The following is an 18,844-nucleotide window of genomic DNA, read 5'->3' as shown; positions in this document are numbered from 1 at the left end:
GAGCACCTCATTCGAGGGTGACGGGGAGGCGGGCGTGGGGACGGGGGCGGGGACCGCGTGGGGGCGTGCGGAAGCCTCGGCGCACCACCATACCCGAATACATGAAGAGGTCTTCACGTATTGACATACAAGCGCGGCTACGATGAGCGCATGGGACACGGAGTGAACGGCGAGACGACCCCCGCAACCCACCTGGACGCCGAGTCCGCGGCGACCATCGCCGCCACCCTCCAGGCCCTCGCCACCCCGTCGCGGCTGATGATCCTGACCAAGCTCCGGCAGGGCCCCTGCGGGGTGACCGAGCTCGCCGCCGCCGTCGACATGGAGCAGTCCGCCGTCTCCCACCAGCTCCGGCTGCTGCGCGCGCTCGGCCTGGTCAGCGGAGTCCGCCAGGGCCGCCGGATCGAGTACAGCCTCTACGACAACCACGTCGCCCAGCTCCTCGACGAAGCCGTCTACCACATCGAGCACCTGCGCCTCGGGGCGCGCGACGCGGCCCGCACCGCCGTGGATACTGGTCAGTTGTAATTCCACGCAACGAAAGGGCGGGCATGGCCGACGACTTGGGGCGCCGCGCGACACGTCATGCGGTGGTCATCGGGGGAAGTCTCGCTGGACTCCTGGCGGCACGGGTCCTCGCGGAGCACGCGGAGAGAGTGACGGTCGTCGAGCGCGACCGCTTCCCGGAGGGCCCGGAGGCCCGGCCGGGCGTCCCGCAGGGGCGGCACATCCACGTCCTGATCTCGGGCGGACAGCGGGCGTTCGACGAGCTGCTCCCGGGGTTCACGGACGAGCTGCGGGAGCTCGGCGCGCCCAAGGTGGGCGTGCCCCAGGACATGGTCCAGTGGCAGAACGGCAAGTGGTTCAACCGGACACCCTCACCCCTGAACTTCTACGCGGGCCCGCGCCCGCAGCTCGAATGGCTCGTCCGGCAGCGGGTGTTCGCCGACCCCCGCGTGGAACTGGTCGAGGGCCACGAGACGGTCGGCCTGATCGGCGACTCCTCGCGCGTCCGGGGCGTACGGCTCCGGGAGCGCGGCGCGGGCAACGAGAAGGAGACCCGCGTCCTGGAGGCCGACCTGGTCGTGGACGCCTCCGGCCGGTCCACGAAGGCCCCGGACTGGCTGGCGGCGATCGGCGCCGAGGCCCCGCACGAGGAGACCCTCGACACCGGTCTCGCGTACAGCACCCGGGTCTACCGGGCACCGTCCGGTGCCCTGGACAGCGACACCATGGGGTACTTCATCGTGCCCAACCCCGCCCAGCAGTACGGCGCCGTGGTGCTGCCCATGGGTGACGGGCACCACCTCGTGACCCTGTCGGGGCTGCGCGACGACCGGCCGCCGACGGACGAGGGCGGCTTCGAGGAGTACACGAAGCGGATGCCCCACCCGGTGATCAGCGAGTGGCTGGCGACGGCCGAGCCGCTCTCCCCCGTCTACGGCTTCCGGAAGACCGCGAACATCCGCCGCAGGTACGACCGTCCGGGCCGCCGCCCGGCCGGCTTCCTCGCCACCGGCGACGCGCTGTGCGCCTTCAACCCGATCTACGGGCAGGGCATGGCGGTCGCCGCGATCTCCGCCGTCGCGCTGCGCCGGGCGCTGGCCGACCCGAAGCGCACCCCGACCACCCGGCGGGTGCAGCGCGCGCTCCTCGACGCCTCGAAGCCCGCCTGGGACATCTCGGCGGGCTCCGACAAGAAGATGCCCGGCGCCGTCGGCGACGCGACGAAGCCCGGGCCGCTGGACAAGGCGGTCGGCTGGTACATGGGCCGGGTGCAGGAGCGGGCGGCGGGCGACCCCGCCGTCGGCGCGGCCTTCCGGGAGGCCCTCCACCTCACCGCCCCGATGACGAGGCTGTTCGCCCCCGCGGTGGCCCGCGCGGTGCTCTTCGGACCGGTCGCCGACTCCCCGGCCGGACCGCCCCTGCGCCGCGACGCGTAGGGACCGGGCACAGCGGCTCGGGGCGCCTTTCGGTTCAGGCGCCCGGGGCCGCCGTCAGCACGCCGGCGGCGATGGCCGCGCCGAGCGCCGCGTAGTCGTCGGCGTTCTGGCCGGCGTAGGCGAGCGAGAAGTCGGCGACGGCGCGGTCGAACACGTCCGAGGACCCCAGGTAGCCGGCGATGGCGATCCGGTCGCCCGAGCGGGCGTGCGCGCGGGCCAGGGCCCTGCCGCAGAGCCGCGCGTAGGTCCGGAGGGTGTCCGGGGACATGGTCTCCACCTCGGCGGAGCCCTTCATGTCGCGCAACTGGCGCCAGTAGAAGTGGCGTTCCTCGGGCCCGGTCATCCAGCCGAGGAAGATGTCGCTGGCGGCCTGGGTGAGGCGCTGTCCGCAGACGACACGGCGTCCCTGGTGCTCGTAGGCCGTCGCCGGCAGGTAGGGCTCCAGGACGGAACGGCCGGCCTCCTTGATCTGGAGCATGAGGGGGTCGCCGTCGTCGCGGCCTTCGAGGAGGAGGACGAAGCAGCGGGTGCCGACACTGCCGACGCCGACGACCTTCCGGGCCGCGTCGACGAAGCGGTAGCGGTCGAGCAGGATGCGCCGCTCCTCGGGGAGCGAGCTGCGGTAGTCGCTGAAGATCTTGCCGAGGGAGACGCGGTCGAGGTCCGCGATCCGCTCCAGGAGCGGCGGGTCCTCGACGAGGCGCCGGGTGCCGGCCGCGTCCGTCTCGGTGAGCTTGCCGATGGCCTGGAGGCTGGTGCGGCGGCGGGCCTTGGCGATCCGGTCGGCGACGCGGGCCCGGTCGACGCGACGGACCAGGGGAAGCAGGTCGTCGGCGGCTATCCGCTCGTACCAGACGTCGAGTTCGCCGAGCTCCGCGAGGCGTCGCATGGCCGTGCGGTACGACTCCGTGGCCACGAGCGCGGCCCGGTGGGCCTTGGACTTCGTGCTGCCGTTCTGGAGGGCCGCGACGGTGACGCTGGCGGCGAGCCGCTTGACGTCCCACTCGAAGGGCCCGGGGAGGGTCTCGTCGAAGTCGTTGACGTCGAAGAGGAGCGTCCGTTCGGGTGAGGCGTACACCCCGAAGTTGAGCAGGTGGGCGTCGCCGCAGAGCTGGACGGTGAGTCCGGTGTGGCGCTGGGCGGCGAGGTCGGCGGCCATGATGCCGGCGGCGCCGCGGAAGAACGCGAAGGCGGAGACCGCCATGCGCCCGTAGCGCAGGGGGACGAGGTCGGGCACCCGGTCCTTGGACTCGCGCTCCAGGACGACCAGCGGGTCGGGGCGCTGGGAGGAGGGGATCCAGCGGCCGTGGGAGGAGCGGGGGACGCGCTTGCGGGCCGCCCTGCCCCGCGCCGCACGCTCCGACGGTGTCGTCATCCGGCCTCACCCGCCTTCTCCGTCGCCACGGCACTGTGCCCGCCGCCTGGACCCCATTACACGGCGCGACGCTCGTTTCGGCCACTCTGCCGGGCCGCTCTAGCGGAATGGTTTAGACCAATGATAGGAATTGATCACCGATACGGCCCATGCGGTCACGCTGTGCTTAGAGAGGGTTTGATCATGGCCGAGCCCGATGCCGAGGCGACGGAAGTGCCGCTCTACCTCCGGGTCGCCGCCGTCCTGCGCGAGGATCTCGCCCACCGGCGCATCTCCCCCGGAAGCCGGCTCCCTTCGGAACGGTGTCTGTCCCAGCGGTACCACGTCAACCGCCAGACCGTCCGCAGCGCGCTCCAGCTCCTGCGGGACGAGCGCCTCGTGGTGACCGACCGGCGCGGCACCTTCGCCGCGGCGGCGGGGGCCGAACCCGTGGCGCCGCCGCCGCTCACCGCCCGCCGGCCGACCTTCCCCGGCGGGCCGCGCGTGAGCGAGGCCCTGGTGCGGGCCTCGCTCACCTGGGAGCCGCCGCCGACGCCGCTCACCTCCCGGCTGCTGCTCGCCCCCGGCGAGCCGACGCTCGTCCACCGCCACCTGGTGTTCGGACCCCAGGGAGCGGCGCTCCAGCGGGCCGTGTCGTGGTTCTCCCGGCCGGCGCTCTCCGAGATTCCCCAACTCGCCCGCTACCGGCGGATCAAGGACAGCCTTCACCAGCCCGACCTGCGGCTCCTCTACCACTGGATGCACCAGGCGGGGCTGCGGGTCACCCACCGGGAATCCGTCGGCGTGCCGCCCTTCGGATCGCTCCCCGCCACCGGCGCGGGCCCCTCGGGGGCGGCCGGCGACGGTGTGGGCGGCGCGGCCCGGCTGTTCGTCCACCGGGTGGTGAGCGACCAGCACGGGCACGCGCTGGAGATCACTGACATCGATTTCTCGGCGCGTTCGGCGGCCTGGACCTACGAGTTCAGCGCCTGAGTCGAGGGATGTCCCCCGTCGGCTGCCGCTCCCCCGTCAGTCGGTGTCGCGCGGGTCGAAGGACTCCGTGTCGACGCGGAGGGGCCGCGGGAAGGCGCGGGCCACCGACTCCCAGGGCGTGAACTTGAAGTTCGTGCTCTCCCGGTCGCCGTCGGCGGGCGCGGCCTCGCCGTCGTGGGTGACGAGCAGGCCCTGGGGGAAGTTCCGGCCGAGCGGGACGTTCACCACGGTGCTGCCGTCGGAGTGCTGGACCCCGTCGGTGGCGGCGCCGTCGCCGATCGCGAACGAGCCGAGGTAGGCGTTGCCGCGCCTCCGGTCGTACGCGGCGAAGGTGTTGTCGCCCTGGCTGGAGGCGAGGACGTACCCCTTGCCGTCGCCCGCGTGGTAGACGGTGACGCCCTCGGCGTCGGCGCTCAGGTGCTCACCGCCGAAGCCGGGGTCGTGGGCGGTGTCGAGGACGCACTCCTCCTCGGCGCTGTCGTACGTCCACGGGGTGCCGTACTCGCGGACGCGGTCGAGGAGCACGGGCTTCTCGAACCGGGCGTCGTCGAGTGCGACCCGCCACAGGCCGACGCCCTCCTGGGCCGCGTAGAGGACGTGCTCCTCCTGGTCGACCGCCATGCCCTCGACCTGCGGGCGCTCGCCGGGGTCGGCGCAGGGCCGCCAGGAGGTGCCGTCGGGGAGGGTGAAGGAGGCGGGCAGGTCGAGGGTGTCCTCGGTGCGGTAGCCGACCCGGCCGCCGCGGTCCTCCAGTTCGAGGAGGCGCAGGCTCGTCTCCTCGCGGCGCGAGACCACGACGTACGCCTCGTCGCCGTCGCGGTACGCGGCGAGACCGTACGCGGTGCGCTGCTCGTCGACCTCCGACTCGTCGGCGGCGAAGACGGGCGCCACGTCGGCGGCGGTCACGTCGCGCAGGGGCGGACGGCCCTTGGCGACGGCGACCGGGTCGATGGCGTAGGCCCGGACGCGGTCCCGGCCCCGGTCGCTGACGAGGGCCAGGTCCGTCTTCCGGCCGGCCAGGTCGAATCCGTAGACGATGTCGACGTTGTTGAAGCGGCCGGGCGCGGCGTCCTCGCCGGGGGCCTGCGGCGCCGCGATGTGCTGGATCCGGCGTCCGTCGAGGCCGTGGACGTCGAGTCCGGCCTCCTTCAGGGTGCCGATCACGATGCTGCGGCCGGGGCGCGTCGGGTCGACCCACACGGCGGGGTCGTCGGCGTTCGCGCTGCCGCCCGCCTCGTCGTCGTAGACGGCGGGGGTCTCGACGCGCGCCGTGACGGTGACGGGCGCGGGGACGGGCTGGGGGGTCGTCGCGGCCGCGGTGACCGCCGCGAGGGCGGCGGCGGCGAGAGCGGTCAGAGCGGAAGCGCTCACGGTACTCCTCGGTAGCGTGTACGGACGGGCGAGACGCTACGGACGGAGGGTGGAGCCCCGGGGACTCCGTGGTGAACGCCGGATGCACCGTGAACCCCCGGCGGGTGTGCGGGAGTTCACGGTGTGCGGGGCGGGACGTTCGCCCGAGGGGGTTCCGGGATGAGGTCCCGACGCCGGTTGCCGGGCAGGCGGGACTTTCGCAACACGCCCTAGACGATTCCCTCGGCGATGTCGGCCTCCTCGCGGGCCGTGCCGTACGTCGTCGGGGTGCCGTACGAGCGGCGGGCCACGTACCACCAGACGCTGGCCAGGACGAGGACGACGGCGAGCGCGATCACGGCGTAGTTCATCGTGTCGACCGTCACGGGGGACTTCTGCGGCAGGCAGAAGAGGACGGTCACGAGGGCGACCCACACGACGGCGGTCCAGCCGATCGGCTTGCTCCACCGGCCCAGGCTCCACGGCCCGGGGGTGAAGCGGTCCCCGGCGCGCAGGCGGAGGTAGATCGGGATGGCGTAGGCGGGGGTGATGCCGATGACGTTGATCGCGGTGACCGCACCGTAGGCGGTGGCGGAGTACAGGGAGGGTATGGCGAGCAGCGCCGCCACGGCGACGGCCAGCCAGACCGCCGGGACCGGGGTCTGCGTGCGGGTGCTGACCTTCCGCCAGATCGAGGAGCCCGGAAGGGCGTTGTCGCGGCTGAAGGCGAAGACCATGCGGCTCGCGGCGGCGACCTCGGCGTTGCCGCAGAAGAGCTGGGCGACGATCACCACGAGCAGCAGGGCGGTGGCGCCGCCCGAGCCGAGCGCGTCCAGGAGGATCTGGGCGGGCGGCACCCCGGTCGGGGTGTTCTGCGTGGCGGTGTAGTCCTGGATGGCGAAGGTCAGTCCGGCGAGGAGGGCGAAGCCGGCGATCCAGGAGACCCAGATGGCCCGCACGATGCCCTTGGCGGCGGTGACGGAGGCGTTGGAGGTCTCCTCGGAGAGGTGGGCCGAGGCGTCGTAGCCGGAGAAGGTGTACTGGGCGAGCAGCAGGCCGATCGCGGCGACGTAGAAGGGGTTGGCCCAGCCGGTGTCGTTCACGAACTCGGTGAAGACGAACTCGGCGGACTGGTGGCGGTCGGGGATGAACGCGAGCGCGCCGACGATGACGGCGACGCCGGCGAGGTGCCACCAGACGCTGATCGAGTTGAGGACGCTGACGAGGCGGACACCGAAGAGGTTCAGGACGGCGTGCAGGAGGAGGATCGCCAGGAAGATGAGGAAGGTGGAGCCGGCGGTGGGCTCGAAGCCCCACTGGAGGTTGAGGAAGGCCCCGGTGAAGAGGGCCGCTCCGTAGTCGATGCCGGCGATGGCGCCGAGCAGGCCGAGCAGGTTCAGCCAGCCGGTGTACCAGCCCCAGCGCCGACCGCCGAGCCGGTCGGCCATGTAGTAGAGCGCACCGGAGGTGGGGTACGCGCTGGTCACCTCGGCGAGGGCGAGGCCCACGCACAGGACGAAGAGGCCGACCCCGGCCCAGCCCCAGAGCATGACGGCGGGGCCGCCGGTGCCCAGACCGAAGCCGTACAGCGTCATGCAGCCGGAGAGGACCGAGATGACGGAGAAGCTGATCGCGAAGTTGCCGAAGCCGCCCATGCGGCGGGCCAGGACCGGCTGGTAGCCGAGTTCTCTGAGCCGCGCCTCCTCGTCCTGGGCGGGGGGTGGCTTGCGTATCGAGTCGGTCGGGGCTGCGGTGCGGGACATGGGGACCTCCGGGGGGGACGGGCGGTGGAGCGGGAGCGGGTCGTGCACGTGCGAGCGGGGGGTGCCGTGGTCCGCTTCAGCCGTTGAGGCAGCGGGCTCGGGCGCGTACGAAGATGTCCTCCGCCAGGGCCCGGTCGTCCGGCCTGGCGGTGCGGTAGGCCCACGGCAGCGTCGCCCAGTAGGGGCCCAGCGCCGTGAAGACCCGGGCCGCGTCGTCGAAGCGGAGGGCTCCGTAGAGGGCGTGGGCCAGGTGGTTCAGGTCGAGCAGGGAGGCCTCTTCGGTGGCGCAGAAGAGGAACCAGGCGTCCAGGGCGCGTTCGGCGTCGCGTACGGCGTCCTCGGCGACCCAGTGGAGGTCCAGGGCGCGCTCGTGGCCGCGCTCGCGTCGGTAGCGCTCGACCCGCACATAGAGCGGCAGGGCGTGCAGGGCGGAGCCGACCGGGGCGGAAGTGGCGGCCCACTGGGCGTAGTTGACGGCCTCGGAGAGCGGTCCGGGGCTGCGGGCGTAGACGAACTGGAGCATACGGTGGTGGGCTTCGCGGTTGTACGGGTCGCGCTTCTCCGCCTCGGCGAGCAGCCCCCAGGGGCCGGGGGCGAGCATGGGTGCGGGCGGGGCGAGCCGGTGCTCGGCCATGCGCTGGCGGCCGTCGAGGGCGGCGAGGGCGAGGAGGCCGACCCAGGGCACGGGGTCGGCGGGGGCCAGTTCGGCGGCCTCGCGGCACCCGGTCCAGGCCTCCTGCCAGAGCTCGCGGGTGCGGGCGTGGCCGGCGCGGTGGGCGCGGACGGCCCGCTCGACGGCGACGCGGCTGTGCATCACGGTGGCGGCGATGCTGCCGGGCTGCTCGGTGCGCCAGGCGTGGACGACGTCGGTGCCGGCGGCGACGGCGGCGAGGACCTGGGTACGCCGGGTCCAGCCGTCCCACCCGGAGGTCTCGTCGAGCAGCCGGGCCATGGCCACCCAGCGGCCGGTGCGCAGGTCCTGGACGGCGTTGCGCAGGGCGTGGTCGTGTCCCGCGGGGTGGTAGACGGGCCGGAAACCCTGAGCGGCCATCAGGGGGTGGAGCCTGGGTAGGGTGACATGCTTCCTCGGTGGATGGAGGGGGGTGGTCAGTCCCCCGACGGCCTTCCTGCCGTTGATCGGCGATCACTATAGAGGGCACTGGACTCGACCAGTCCACTCTTCTCGACGACGGTAACTATTAAGACAGCGACTGGATTTGACTTGCTGTCAGGTGGTGCGGGCCGACCTGACGCTGTCGTTCGCCGACGCTTGACGCGGCCTCCGGGCGAGGGCACCCTGACCCTTTTCGGTGATCGGACGATCACGCTCCGATCCTGCGACGGGAGCAGCGGAATGACGGGCGGCCCGGTACTCGCCGTGGACCAGGGAACGTCGGGCACGAAGGCGCTCGTCCTCTGCCCGGAGCGGGGTGTGATCGGCACCGGTGCGGCTCCGGTACGGCCCCGCCACCTCCCCGGCGGCCTCGTCGAGGTCGACCCCCGTGAGCTGTACGACTCCGTCGTCGCGGCCGGGCGGGCGGCGCTGGCCGAGGCCGGTACGCCGGTGACGGCCGTGGGTCTCGCCAACCAGGGCGAGACGGTCCTCGCCTGGGATCCGGCGACCGGCGATCCGCTGACGGACGCGCTGGTCTGGCAGGACCGCCGGGCCTCCTCCGTCTGCGAGGGACTCGCCGACCAGGCGGACCTGCTGCACCGGCTGACCGGTCTGCCCGTGGACCCCTATTTCGCCGCGCCCAAGATGGCCTGGATCCGCCGTCATGCCACCGGGGCCGGGGTCGTCACCACCAGCGACGCCTGGCTCGTCCACCGGCTGACGGGCGCCTTCGTCACCGACGCGGCGACCGCCGGGCGTACCGGACTGCTCGATCCGGACACGGTCGCCTGGTCGGAGACCGCCCTCGACCTGTACGGCCTGGGCGGCGAGCGGCTGCCGCGGGTCGTGGACTGCGACACGCCGGTCGGCACCACGACGGCCTTCGGTCCGCCGCTGCCCCTGACCGGCCTCCTCGTCGACCAGCAGGCCGCGCTGCTCGCGCAGAGCGCGAGCGAGCCGTCCGCCGCCAAGTGCACCTACGGCACGGGCGCCTTCCTGCTCGCGCGGACCGGTCCGGAGCCCCGGCGCGTCACCTCGGGCCTGGTGAGCTGTGTCGCCTGGCGGCTCGGCGGGCGCGTCGAACACTGCCTGGACGGCCAGGTGTACACGGTGGCCTCGGCCGTCCGCTGGCTCACCGACCTGGGCGTGCTCACCGGGGCCGAGCAGATCGACGCGGTCGGCGGCGGGGTGCCGGACACCGGCGGGGTCACGTTCGTACCCGCGCTCGCCGGCCTCGCCGCGCCGTGGTGGCGGGGGGACGTGCGCGGCTCGCTCACCGGGCTCGGCCTCGACACCTCCCCCGGGCATCTGGTGCGCGCCCTGTGCGAGGGCATCGCCGCCCAGGTGGTGGAGCTCGCCGCGGCGGTCGCCGCCGACCGGGGCGCGCCGCTGACCTCGCTGCGCGCGGACGGGGGCCTGACCCGGTCGGCGCTGCTCATGCAGACCCAGGCCGACCTCCTGCAGCTCCCCGTCGAGGTGGCGTCCTCGCCCGACGCCACGGCCCTCGGGGTGGGCGCGGTGGCCCGCCTCGGCCGCCACCCGGGGCTCGCGCTCCACGAGGCGGTCCCGGAGTGGAAGCCCTCGGCCGTCTACGAGCCCCGGATCGGCGCCGACGAGGCCGCCGCTCGCCTGGCCGCGTTCCGCGCGGAGGTCTCGGCGCTGGTGGACCGCGGCGCGGGGAGCGCCGGAGCCGCCGGGGGCGTGGAGAGCGGCGGAGGTGCCGGGTGAGTGCCTCTCGTGGTGGTCCGCCGCCCACGGGCCGGGAGAACGCGGGCGACGCCGGAGGCGCAGGAGTCGCCCAGGGCGCGCAGAGTCACGGAGGTGCCGGGTGAGTGTCACCCGTACCGGGGCGTTGCCCACGGGGGCCGAGGCCGAGTACGACGTCGTGGTCGTCGGCGCCGGGGTCGTCGGGTGCGCCGTCGCGCGCGCACTCGCCCGCCACCCCTTGCGGGTGGCGCTCGTGGAGGCCGCGAGCGACGTCGGCGAAGGGACGTCCAAGGCCAACACCGCCATCCTGCACACCGGTTTCGACGCCGCTCCGGGCACGCTCGAAGCCCGGCTCGTGCGGGAGGGGCACCGGATGCTCGGCGCGTTCGCGGGCGAGGCGGGCATCCCCGTCGAACCGCTCGGCGCGCTGCTCGTCGCCTGGGACGAGCAGCAGCGGGCCGCGCTCCCCCGTCTGGCGGAGAAGGCGGAACGCAACGGCCACCGCACCACCCGACTGCTGTCCGCGGAGGAACTGCGGCTGCGTGAGCCGCACTTGGGGCCGGGCGCGCTTGCGGCGCTCGCCGTTCCCGGCGAGTCGGTGATCTGCCCGTGGACGACCACCCTCGCGTACGCGACGCAGGCCGTGCGGTCCGGGGTCGACCTGCATCTCGACTGCCGGGTGGAGAAGGTCCGCACGGGCGATCCCTGGCACCGGCTCGTCACCCGGCGCGGGGTGCTGCGCACCCGGTACCTGGTGAACGCCTGCGGCCTCCACGCGGACGCCTTCGACGCACTCCTGGACCGCCGCGACTTCACCGTCACCCCGCGCCGGGGCCAGCTGCTCGTCTTCGACAAGTTCGCCCGCGACCTGGTCCGGCACATCCTCCTGCCCGTCCCCGGGCCGCTCGGCAAGGGCGTGCTCGTCTCGCCCACGGTGTACGGGAACGTCATGCTCGGGCCCACCGCCGAGGACCTCGACGACAAGACCGCGACCGGCACGACCGCCGAGGGGCTGGCCGGGCTCCGCGAGCAGGGCGGCCGGATCGTGCCCGCGCTGCTCGACGAGGAGGTCACGGCGGTCTACGCGGGTCTGCGGGCCGCCACCGGCCAGGAGGACTACCGGTGCGCGGCCCACCCCGCGCTGCGGTACGTCACGGTGGGCGGGATCCGCTCCACCGGCCTCTCCGCCTCCCTGGCGCTCGCCGAGCACGTGCTGGGGCTCCTCGCCGACTGCGGTCTCGACCCCGGGCCCGAGCGACCGCTCGCCCCGGTCCGCATGCCGAGCCTCGGCGAGACCCTCCCCCGCCCGTACCGCGACGCCGAACTCATCGCGCGCGACCCGGAGTTCGGGATGATCGTCTGTCACTGCGAGCGCGTGACGCGCGGCGAGATCCGGGCCGCGTACGCCTCGGAGATCCCCCCGGCGGGACTCGACGGGCTGCGCCGCAGGACCCGCGCCCGGGGCGGGCGGTGCCAGGGGAACTTCTGCGGCGCGGAGTTACGGGCGTTGAGCGAGGAGTACGGGAGGGGGGCACGGTGAACCGCGTGGTCGACGTGCTCGTCGTGGGCGCGGGCCCGGCCGGCCTCGCCGCCGCCGCGCGGCTCGCGGCGGCGAGCGCGGGGCGGGTCGAGGTGCTGGAGCGGGAGCGTGCGGCCGGTGGCGTACCGCGGCACTGTGGGCACGCCGGGTTCGGCGCGGACCACCGGGGACGGCCGCTGGACGGCCCGGCCTACGCGCGGCGCGCGCTCCGGGCGGCGCTCCGCGCCGGGGCCGTCGTCCGCACCGGGGTCTCCGCCACCGGCTGGGCCGGGCCGCTCGCCCTGGACGTCACGGCGCCGACCGGGCTCGAACGGATCCGGGCCAGGGCCGTGGTCCTCGCGACGGGGGCCCGCGAACGGCCGCGCAGCGCCCGGCTCGTCCCGGGCACCCGGCCGGCCGGGGTGCTCACGACGGGTGAACTCCTGCGGACGGTGGGGACGACCGGAACGTCGGGAACGGTGTGGGCGTCGAGGCCCGGCGGCGCTGTCGCGCGCGAGCCGCTCGGACGGCGGGCGGTGGTCGTCGGCGGTGAGCCGGTGGCCCGGCACGCGGTACGCACGCTGCGCGCGGCGGGCGTGGAGGTGGCGGCGGTGGTCACCGAACTCCCGTGCGCGGCGGCCCAGGGGTTCGGAGCCGTACCGGTCCTCACCCGGACGACGGTGGTGGAGCTGCTGGGGCGGGGGCGGGCGACCGGGCTCGCGGTGCGGGGGCGGGACGGGCGGACGTCCGTGCTGCGCTGCGACACCGTGGTGTTCACCGGGGACTGGATCCCCGACCACGAGCTGGCCCGGGCCCGCGGTCTCGCCCCGGCGCCGGGAACGCTCGGGCCCGTCACGGACGGCGCGTACCGCACGGCCGAGCCGGGGATCTTCGCCGCCGGCAACCTCCTGCGCGGGGTGGAACCGGCGCGGGTGGCCGCCGCCGAGGGCCGCGCGGCCGCCGGAGCCGTCCTCGACCTGCTCTCCGGCCGGCCCGGTCCGGCGGCGGGAGTGCCGGTGCTGACGGCGGGACCCGTGCGATGGGTGACACCGGGGCTCCTCGGCCCGACGGCCGTTCCCCTGCTCGTACGGCCGGACCGGCGGCTCGTCCGACCGCTCCTGACCGTCTCCCAGGACGGCTCGCCGCTCCGGCGGGAGCGGCTGCGCGGGGAGCCGGTGCCGTGGCGATCGGTGCGGCTGGGGCCGGAGTGGACCAGCGGAGTCGATCCGGCGGGCGGTCCGGTGCTGGTCGGCGCGGAGGAGTACGCACGGTAGGGGCGTTCGGTCAGACTGGCCCGTATGTCGGACAAACGCAGCGCGGGTCTTCTGGTCTTCCGTCGTACGGCGGGCACGGACGTCGAGGTCCTCATCGGTCACATGGGCGGCCCCTTCTGGGCCTCCCGGGAACGGGAGGCCTGGTCGATCCCCAAGGGGGAGTACGGGCCGGACGAGGCTCCCGAGGCGGCGGCGCGGCGGGAGTTCCCGGAGGAACTGGGGCTTCCGGCTCCCGAGGGCGCGTGGATCGCCCTCGGCGAGTCCCGGCAGCGCAACGGGAAGCTCGTCACGGTCTGGGCGGTCGAGGGCGGGTTGGACCTGGAGGCGGTGGTCCCGGGCACCTTCACCATGGAGTGGCCGCCCCGGTCGGGCACCTACCAGGAGTTCCCGGAGATCGACCGGGTCGGCTGGTTCAGCCCGGCGGACGCCGCTCCGCTGCTCGTCGCCGGACAGCGGGTGTTCCTGGAACGGCTGACGGAGCACCTGGGCGCGCCTGCCTGAGGCCCGTTGTCAGACCCGTGCGAGAGGGTGGTGTGCGTAGAACTGTCGAGAGGGAGCCCGACATGATCACGATGACCGCCACCGAGCGCGCCGCGGCCCAGGCGTACCTGCGTCTGCTGGAGTCCACCCAGGCCGTGCTGACCGATCCGCAGCTCGCCCCGTACGCCGGGGTGATGCTCACCCATCCGATGGCGGAGGCCGACGAGGCGCTTCGCGCGGCCGGTCTCTCGGGGAACGAGGACCGGCTGTTGCGCCTCGTCTCCTCGCTGCGGGCCTCTCCCGCGAGCGTATGGGGGCGGAGCGGGTAGCTCCGCCCCGCGGCACGTTCGGCGGCGGGTCGTCGGGGAGGGGACGGAGGGGTGAGCGGCGGGTCGTCAGGGGGTCGGGCGGACCGGGAGCGCGCGGACGCTGTTGCCGACGAATCCGGCGTGGCGCGTCAGCTCGGTCTCCGGGACGGCGAGGTCCAGGTCGGGGAAGCGGGTGAAGAGCGCCTCCAGGGCGATCGCGGCCTCCATGCGGGCGAGCGGGGCGCCCAGGCAGTAGTGGGGTCCGTGGCCGAGGGAGAGGTGCTTCGTCGCCGTGCCGCGGGTGATGTCGAAGCGGTCGGCGTCCGGGCCGTGCGCCTTCGTGTCGCGGCCCGCCGCCGAGTAGCCGGCGAGGACGGGTGTGCCCCGGGGGATGAGGGTGCCGTCGACCGTGAGGTCCCGGGTGGGGTAGCGGAACGGGAAGTAGCTGACCGGGCTGTCCCAGCGCAGGGTCTCCTCCACCACGTCCGCCCAGGCGGCCCGGCCTTCGAGGACGAGGGCGAGCTGCTCGCGGTGGCCGCAGAGCGCCCGTACGGCGTTCGTCACGAGGTTCAGGGTGGTCTCGTGGCCCGCGATGATCATCAGGAGGAGGGTGCCGATCAGCTCCGGATGGCTCAGCCGGTCGCCGTCCTCGTCCCGTGCGGCGATGAGGGCGCTGGTGAGGTCGTCGCCGGGGTCGCGGGCCTTGTCGCCGGCGATGGAGGCGAGGAGCTCGACGAGTTCGCGGTTGGCGGCGACGGCCCGCGCGGGCTCGGTGTCGGTGGCGACGACGAGGCTGGACAGGTGGTGCAGCCGGTCCTGGTGGGCGGGGTCGACACCGAGGAGTTCGCAGATGACGCCGAGGGGCAGCGGGAGCGCGTAGTGGCGGCGCAGGTCGGCGGTGCCTCCGCCGGCGTCGGCCGCTTCGGCGAGTCCGTCGAGGAGTCCCGCCGTGACGGCCTCGACGCGCGGGCGGAGTTCCTCGACCCGGCGTGCGGTGAAGGCGCTGCTGACCAGGGCGCGCAGGCGGCGGTGGTCGGCGCCGTCGGCCGTGGTCATGCCGGGGACGGTGGCGAAGGTGCGCAGCGGCCAGCCCTCGGGTATCCGGCCTTCGGTGAGGGCGGTGAAGTGCCGGGCGCCCTTGGCGACGTCGGGGTGGGAGAGGAAGTCGCGGAGGGCGTCGTGGCCGAGGACCGCCATGCCCTCGATCTCGCCGGGCAGGACGACGGGGGTCACGGCGCCCTCGGCGAGGAGCCGGGCGTTGGCCGCGTGCGGGCAGCCGCCGGCCGGGTCCGGGCGGTACGGCGGCCGGCCGGTGGCGGCGCTCTGCGAGGTGTTCACGGAAGGCACTCCTGACTGCGGAGGCGGGCCGATGCGGCACGCCGGCGGTCAGATCCTACGATCAACCGCCGGGCAGGGGTGAGGGGTTGTCGGAGGTCCGGCCGGTCGCGCCGCCGCGGCCCAGGAGTTCCGCCAGGCCCCGGCGGGTGGCGGCCACGATCACCCGGTCGCCCGGTCCGAGGACCCGGTCCGGGGCGAGACGCCAGTCCTGGGCCGACGCCCCGGCGCCGTGAGGGACGCCGAACGCGCCGGCGCTCCGGGCGAGGGCGATGACCCGCCAGGCTCCGGGCGTGAAGCCCTCCGCGACCGTGCGGCCCTCCAGGAGCGGATGGTCCGCGACGTCGACGGCGGCGAAGAGGAGGACCCGCCGCTCGACGGGTACGGCCCCGAGGACCTGTCGCCCCAGCATCGCCCCGGCGAAGGCGGGCGCGGCGAGGTGGGAGACGCTGCGGCTCCGGGTGAGCGCCCGGGGGTGGGCGGTGCGCAGGGTGCGGTAGACGGCCGTGGCGAAGTCGTCGTCGAACAGCCGGAGCACGACCCGCAGGTCGGGGGCGACGGCGCGGGCGGAGAGCGCCGCCTCCAGGTTGGTGATGTCGACGCTGGTCAGCGCGAGGAGGGCGTGTGCGCGGTGGACGCGGGCGGCCTCCAGGACGCCTTCCTCCGTGACGTCGCCGATGACGGTGGGGACGCGCAGCCGCCGGGCCAGGGCGATGCCGCGCGCCTCCGGGTCGGACTCGACGCACACGACGGGGATGTCCATCCGGCGGAGCCGGGCGAGGACACGGGTGCCGACCTTGCCCAGGCCGAGGAGGACGACGTGTCCGTGGAGTCCGCGCGGCGGGCGGCGCAGGGTGGTCGCCGTGCGGAAGGTGCCGAGGCCTTCGAGGAGGGCGGCGACGATCACCGGGAGCAGGAGCAGTCCGACGAATCCGGCGAGGATCTGCAGGACCTGACGGCCGGTCGGTTCGCCGACCGCCGGGTCGCCGATGGCGAAGATGTCGAGGAGCGTCAGATAGGCGGCGTGCAGCGGGTGGTCGCCGGTGGTGAACGTCGAGGCGAGCGTCAGGGCGAGGACGGCGCCGACGGCTCCGGCGAGGGACCAGCGCAGACGGCGGGAGAAGAGCGAGCCGACGGGCAGTCCGGTGCGGCCGAGGCGGCCCGCCGGGAGGGTGGGGGCGGCCGCGGTGACCGCTTCGAGGGTGACGGCGGCCCGGCCGGTCGCGGCGGCCACCGTACGGTCGTCGGGCAGGAGCCGCGGGCCGTCGTCGCCGCTGCGCTCGGAGCCCTCGCAGCCGGCCGGGTCGCCCGCCGTGGCGGAGAGCAGCGCGAGGGTGCACCGGCCGGGGTCGGGCGCCTCGCCGGCGGGCGGGGTCCGCTCGACGGCGTGCAGCAGGAGTCCGCCCGCCTGGACGACCTTGCTGGTGCCGGCGACGGCCGCCGCGGCGAGGCCGGGGGCGGCGGTGTCGACGTCGGAGAGGACGGTGGTGGCGGCGTCGAGCTTCTCGGGGTCGAGGCCGGGCTCGGCGACGGCCGCGGCCTGGTCGAGGAGGTTCTCCAGGTGCTGGCCGAGCTTGCGGTTGTAGAGCCGGATGACCAGGCGCAGCCGGGGGTTGAGGCGGCGGGCGGTGAGCGCGGCCCGGATGTTGGTCTCGTCGTCGTCGTGGACGAGCGCGAGCGCGGCGGCCCGCTCGATCCCGGCGTCCAGGAGGGCCCGGTCGTCGGCCTCCGCGGCCTCGACGACCCGCAGGGTGCCGGCCGGCTCGCCGTCGGCCGCGTCGCCGGCCGCTCCCGTGGCCGCGGTCCCGCTCGCGGCGGTGGTGCGGGTGACGGCGGCGGTGACGCGCCCGAAGAGGGCGAGGGCCCGGCCGCCGGCGCGGGCGGCGGGGGTGGGCGGGGCGTCGGTCCGGACGGGGACGAGGAGGGTGACCCGCTCTCCGTACACCCCGTGCAGCTCGCCCGCGAGGCGGTGGGCGAGGGCGTCGTCCCCGCAGACGATCATGTGTCCGGCGGGGGCGGCCCGGGGCTGCCGCTCGGTCCTGGAGGAGGGCGCGCCGAACGGGCCCCCGGGGGCGCGCGCGGGAGCGGGCACCGGCCGGGCGGTCGCGGCGGTGACCTGCGACCCTCCGGCGGGCGGGGCCGCTCCGGGAGACGCTCCGAGGGAGGCTCCGGGAGTCGCTCCGGCCGGTGTCGCGCCGGCGCTCGCGGCCGGAACGGCGTTGTTCTGGTTCGGGTGTGAGGGCACGTCACCAGGATGCCCTGTGGCACCGACAGCGTCCGCGGGTGCCGGTGCGGTCCCGTCCTCCCCCGGGCGGGCGCACGCCGTGCGGCCGTACGCCGGAACCTCTACGCCGGTCGGCGCACTCCGATCTGCGCGGGGCACCCCTCCTTCCTACGGTGGCTGAATGATCGTCACGTCAGCTGTCCGTCATGTTGCCGCCGGTACCGCGGCGCTGCTGTTCGTGCTGCCCGCGCCGGCGGCCACGGCCTCCCCCGCTCCTCCGCTCTCCCCCGGCTCCTCCCTGGACGAGCCGACCCCGCCCGCGCCGAGGTTCGTCGACACCAAGCGGCTCGACCGGCGGGGCACCCAGGTGGAGCGGCTGCCCGGTGCCCCGTCCGTCCCGGAGGTCTCCGCGCTCTCCTGGCTGGTGGCGGACGCCTCCTCGGGCGAGGTCCTCGCCGCGCGGAACGCGCACCGCAAGCTGCCGCCCGCCAGCACCCTCAAGGCGCTCTTCGCGCTCACCGCGCTCCCCCACCACGACCCCTCCGAGCAGCACACCGTGGCCGATTCCGAGCTGACCGGGATCGGGGCGGGCAGCAGCCTCGTCGGGATCAAGGAGGGGTACACGTACAAGGTGTCGGACCTGTGGAACGGCGTCTTCCTCAGCTCGGGGAACGACGCCGTGCACGTCCTCGCCGCGATGAACGGCGGCTGGGAGTCGATGTCCCGGAAGATGCAGGAGAAGGCCCGCTCCCTCGGCGCCCGCGACACCCATGTGGTCTCCCCCGACGGGTACGACGCGCCGGGCCAGGTGTCCTCCGCGTACGACCTCGCCGTCTTCGGGCGGGCCGGGCTCCAGGACCCGGCGTTCACGCGGTACTGCTCCACGCCGTACGCGGACTTCCCGGCGGGTTCCTGGTCGTACGGCATCGCCAACACCAACCGGCTCCTCACGGGCGCGGACGGCGTGGCCCGCTACCCCGGGCTCATCGGCATCAAGAACGGCTACACGTCGAACGCCGGCAACACGCTGATCTCGGCCGCGCGCCGGGGCGGCCGGACGCTGGTCGTCTCGGTGATGAACCCGCAGTGGGGCGGCGGGCTGTCCGTCTACGAGGAGGCCCGCTCGCTGCTCGACTGGGGCTTCGAGGCGGCGGGGCGGGTGCAGCCGGTGGGCTCGCTGCTGCCGGAGCGGACGAAGGCCGCGGCCGAGGCGGGCACCCGGGCCGTGGCGGCGGCGCGGGGCGGCGGCCGCCGGGACGAGGACGTCCCGGTCGCGGCCGGCGGGGCGCCGCGCGCGGGGGCGGAGGTGGCGGCCGCGCCCCGCAAGGGCTCGACGGGCGAGGACGCCTCGTCGGGTGCGTCGGCCGGGCTGCCGCTGGCGCTGGTCGGCTCGGCCTGCGCGGCGGCCCTCGCGCTGTGGGCGCTGCGCCGCAGGGCGGCCCACCGGGCCTGACGGTGTACGCGCCGGGCACCAGGCACT

General features: G+C 74.9%; 15 protein-coding genes. 9 read left to right on the top strand and 6 right to left on the bottom strand.

Going from position 1 to position 18,844, the window contains the following annotated elements:
- Positions 1-150: 150 nt before the first annotated feature.
- Together ACF08F_RS28880 and ACF08F_RS28875 are read left to right on the top strand one after the other, a co-directional pair.
- On the top strand, positions 151-528 hold the full coding sequence (locus ACF08F_RS28880) for an ArsR/SmtB family transcription factor (RefSeq protein WP_392301460.1): 378 nt from the start codon (positions 151-153) through the stop codon (positions 526-528).
- Between the two features lie 23 nt (positions 529-551).
- Positions 552-1,943, top strand: coding sequence for an NAD(P)/FAD-dependent oxidoreductase (locus ACF08F_RS28875; RefSeq protein ID WP_392301459.1), 1,392 nt, complete (start codon positions 552-554; stop codon positions 1,941-1,943).
- Positions 1,944-1,977: 34 nt separating this feature from the next.
- Here the strand turns inward: ACF08F_RS28875 and ACF08F_RS28870 are convergent, their stop codons facing one another.
- A complete protein-coding gene (locus ACF08F_RS28870) occupies positions 1,978-3,318 on the bottom strand; it encodes a DUF2252 domain-containing protein (protein WP_392301458.1) in 1,341 nt (446 codons plus the stop codon).
- Positions 3,319-3,501: 183 nt separating this feature from the next.
- Between ACF08F_RS28870 and ACF08F_RS28865 the strand changes: the two genes are divergently transcribed.
- The gene (locus ACF08F_RS28865) at positions 3,502-4,290 is read left to right on the top strand and encodes a GntR family transcriptional regulator (protein WP_392301457.1); all 789 of its coding nucleotides are present in this window, start codon (positions 3,502-3,504) and stop codon (positions 4,288-4,290) included.
- A 36-nt stretch (positions 4,291-4,326) separates the two neighbouring features.
- On the opposite strand, the gene ACF08F_RS28860 is transcribed toward ACF08F_RS28865, so the two are convergent.
- The 3 genes from ACF08F_RS28860 to ACF08F_RS28850 form a co-directional block, all read right to left on the bottom strand.
- Positions 4,327-5,661, bottom strand: coding sequence for a phytase (locus ACF08F_RS28860; RefSeq protein ID WP_392301456.1), 1,335 nt, complete (start codon positions 5,659-5,661; stop codon positions 4,327-4,329).
- A 209-nt stretch (positions 5,662-5,870) separates the two neighbouring features.
- Positions 5,871-7,403: an amino acid permease gene (locus tag ACF08F_RS28855; RefSeq protein ID WP_392301455.1), complete on the bottom strand. Its 1,533-nt coding sequence runs from the start codon at positions 7,401-7,403 to the stop codon at positions 5,871-5,873.
- 76 nt (positions 7,404-7,479) lie between these two features.
- A complete protein-coding gene (locus ACF08F_RS28850) occupies positions 7,480-8,454 on the bottom strand; it encodes a hypothetical protein (RefSeq protein WP_392301454.1) in 975 nt (324 codons plus the stop codon).
- 303 nt (positions 8,455-8,757) lie between these two features.
- Here ACF08F_RS28850 and ACF08F_RS28845 point away from each other — a divergent pair, with 303 nt between their 5' ends.
- The 5 genes from ACF08F_RS28845 to ACF08F_RS28825 all read left to right on the top strand — a co-directional run bounded on the left by ACF08F_RS28845 (position 8,758) and on the right by ACF08F_RS28825 (position 13,826).
- A complete protein-coding gene (locus tag ACF08F_RS28845) occupies positions 8,758-10,245 on the top strand; it encodes an FGGY family carbohydrate kinase (protein WP_392301453.1) in 1,488 nt (495 codons plus the stop codon).
- Positions 10,246-10,345: 100 nt separating this feature from the next.
- Positions 10,346-11,764 (top strand): FAD-dependent oxidoreductase, encoded by a 1,419-nt coding sequence (locus tag ACF08F_RS28840; protein WP_392301452.1) that lies wholly within the window; start codon positions 10,346-10,348, stop codon positions 11,762-11,764.
- Positions 11,761-13,017 carry an FAD-dependent oxidoreductase gene (locus ACF08F_RS28835; protein ID WP_392301451.1) on the top strand — a complete coding sequence of 419 codons (1,257 nt, stop codon included), beginning with the start codon at positions 11,761-11,763 and terminating at the stop codon, positions 13,015-13,017. Before ACF08F_RS28840 ends, ACF08F_RS28835 begins: the two co-directional genes overlap by 4 nt.
- A gap of 24 nt (positions 13,018-13,041) precedes the next feature.
- Positions 13,042-13,518, top strand: coding sequence for an NUDIX domain-containing protein (locus ACF08F_RS28830; protein WP_392301450.1), 477 nt, complete (start codon positions 13,042-13,044; stop codon positions 13,516-13,518).
- A gap of 71 nt (positions 13,519-13,589) precedes the next feature.
- Complete coding sequence (locus tag ACF08F_RS28825; protein WP_174867204.1) at positions 13,590-13,826, top strand: hypothetical protein; 237 nt, start codon at positions 13,590-13,592, stop codon at positions 13,824-13,826.
- Between the two features lie 66 nt (positions 13,827-13,892).
- Here the strand turns inward: ACF08F_RS28825 and ACF08F_RS28820 are convergent, their stop codons facing one another.
- Complete coding sequence (locus ACF08F_RS28820) at positions 13,893-15,143, bottom strand: cytochrome P450 (RefSeq protein WP_392301449.1); 1,251 nt, start codon at positions 15,141-15,143, stop codon at positions 13,893-13,895.
- Positions 15,144-15,204: 61 nt separating this feature from the next.
- Positions 15,205-17,385 (bottom strand): NAD-binding protein, encoded by a 2,181-nt coding sequence (locus tag ACF08F_RS28815; RefSeq protein ID WP_392301448.1) that lies wholly within the window; start codon positions 17,383-17,385, stop codon positions 15,205-15,207.
- Between the two features lie 160 nt (positions 17,386-17,545).
- On the opposite strand from ACF08F_RS28815, the gene ACF08F_RS28810 reads away from it, so the two are divergent.
- Positions 17,546-18,817, top strand: coding sequence for a D-alanyl-D-alanine carboxypeptidase family protein (locus ACF08F_RS28810; RefSeq protein ID WP_392301447.1), 1,272 nt, complete (start codon positions 17,546-17,548; stop codon positions 18,815-18,817).
- Positions 18,818-18,844: the final 27 nt, after the last annotated feature.

The sequence above is a fragment of the Streptomyces sp. NPDC015130 genome, from assembly GCF_043080005.1.
Taxonomy (GTDB): Bacteria; Actinomycetota; Actinomycetes; order Streptomycetales; family Streptomycetaceae; genus Streptomyces.
Note: the sequence above shows the minus strand (reverse complement) of the source record. Positions and strands in the feature narration are given on the sequence as shown.

Coding starts and splice junctions, on each gene's coding strand:
- ACF08F_RS28880 (WP_392301460.1), top strand. CDS start 151: ATGGGACACGGAGTGAACGGCGAGACGACCCCCGCAACCCACCTGGAC.
- ACF08F_RS28875 (WP_392301459.1), top strand. CDS start 552: ATGGCCGACGACTTGGGGCGCCGCGCGACACGTCATGCGGTGGTCATC.
- ACF08F_RS28870 (WP_392301458.1), bottom strand. CDS start 3,318: ATGACGACACCGTCGGAGCGTGCGGCGCGGGGCAGGGCGGCCCGCAAG.
- ACF08F_RS28865 (WP_392301457.1), top strand. CDS start 3,502: ATGGCCGAGCCCGATGCCGAGGCGACGGAAGTGCCGCTCTACCTCCGG.
- ACF08F_RS28855 (WP_392301455.1), bottom strand. CDS start 7,403: ATGTCCCGCACCGCAGCCCCGACCGACTCGATACGCAAGCCACCCCCC.
- ACF08F_RS28850 (WP_392301454.1), bottom strand. CDS start 8,454: ATGGCCGCTCAGGGTTTCCGGCCCGTCTACCACCCCGCGGGACACGAC.
- ACF08F_RS28845 (WP_392301453.1), top strand. CDS start 8,758: ATGACGGGCGGCCCGGTACTCGCCGTGGACCAGGGAACGTCGGGCACG.
- ACF08F_RS28830 (WP_392301450.1), top strand. CDS start 13,042: ATGTCGGACAAACGCAGCGCGGGTCTTCTGGTCTTCCGTCGTACGGCG.
- ACF08F_RS28825 (WP_174867204.1), top strand. CDS start 13,590: ATGACCGCCACCGAGCGCGCCGCGGCCCAGGCGTACCTGCGTCTGCTG.
- ACF08F_RS28810 (WP_392301447.1), top strand. CDS start 17,546: ATGATCGTCACGTCAGCTGTCCGTCATGTTGCCGCCGGTACCGCGGCG.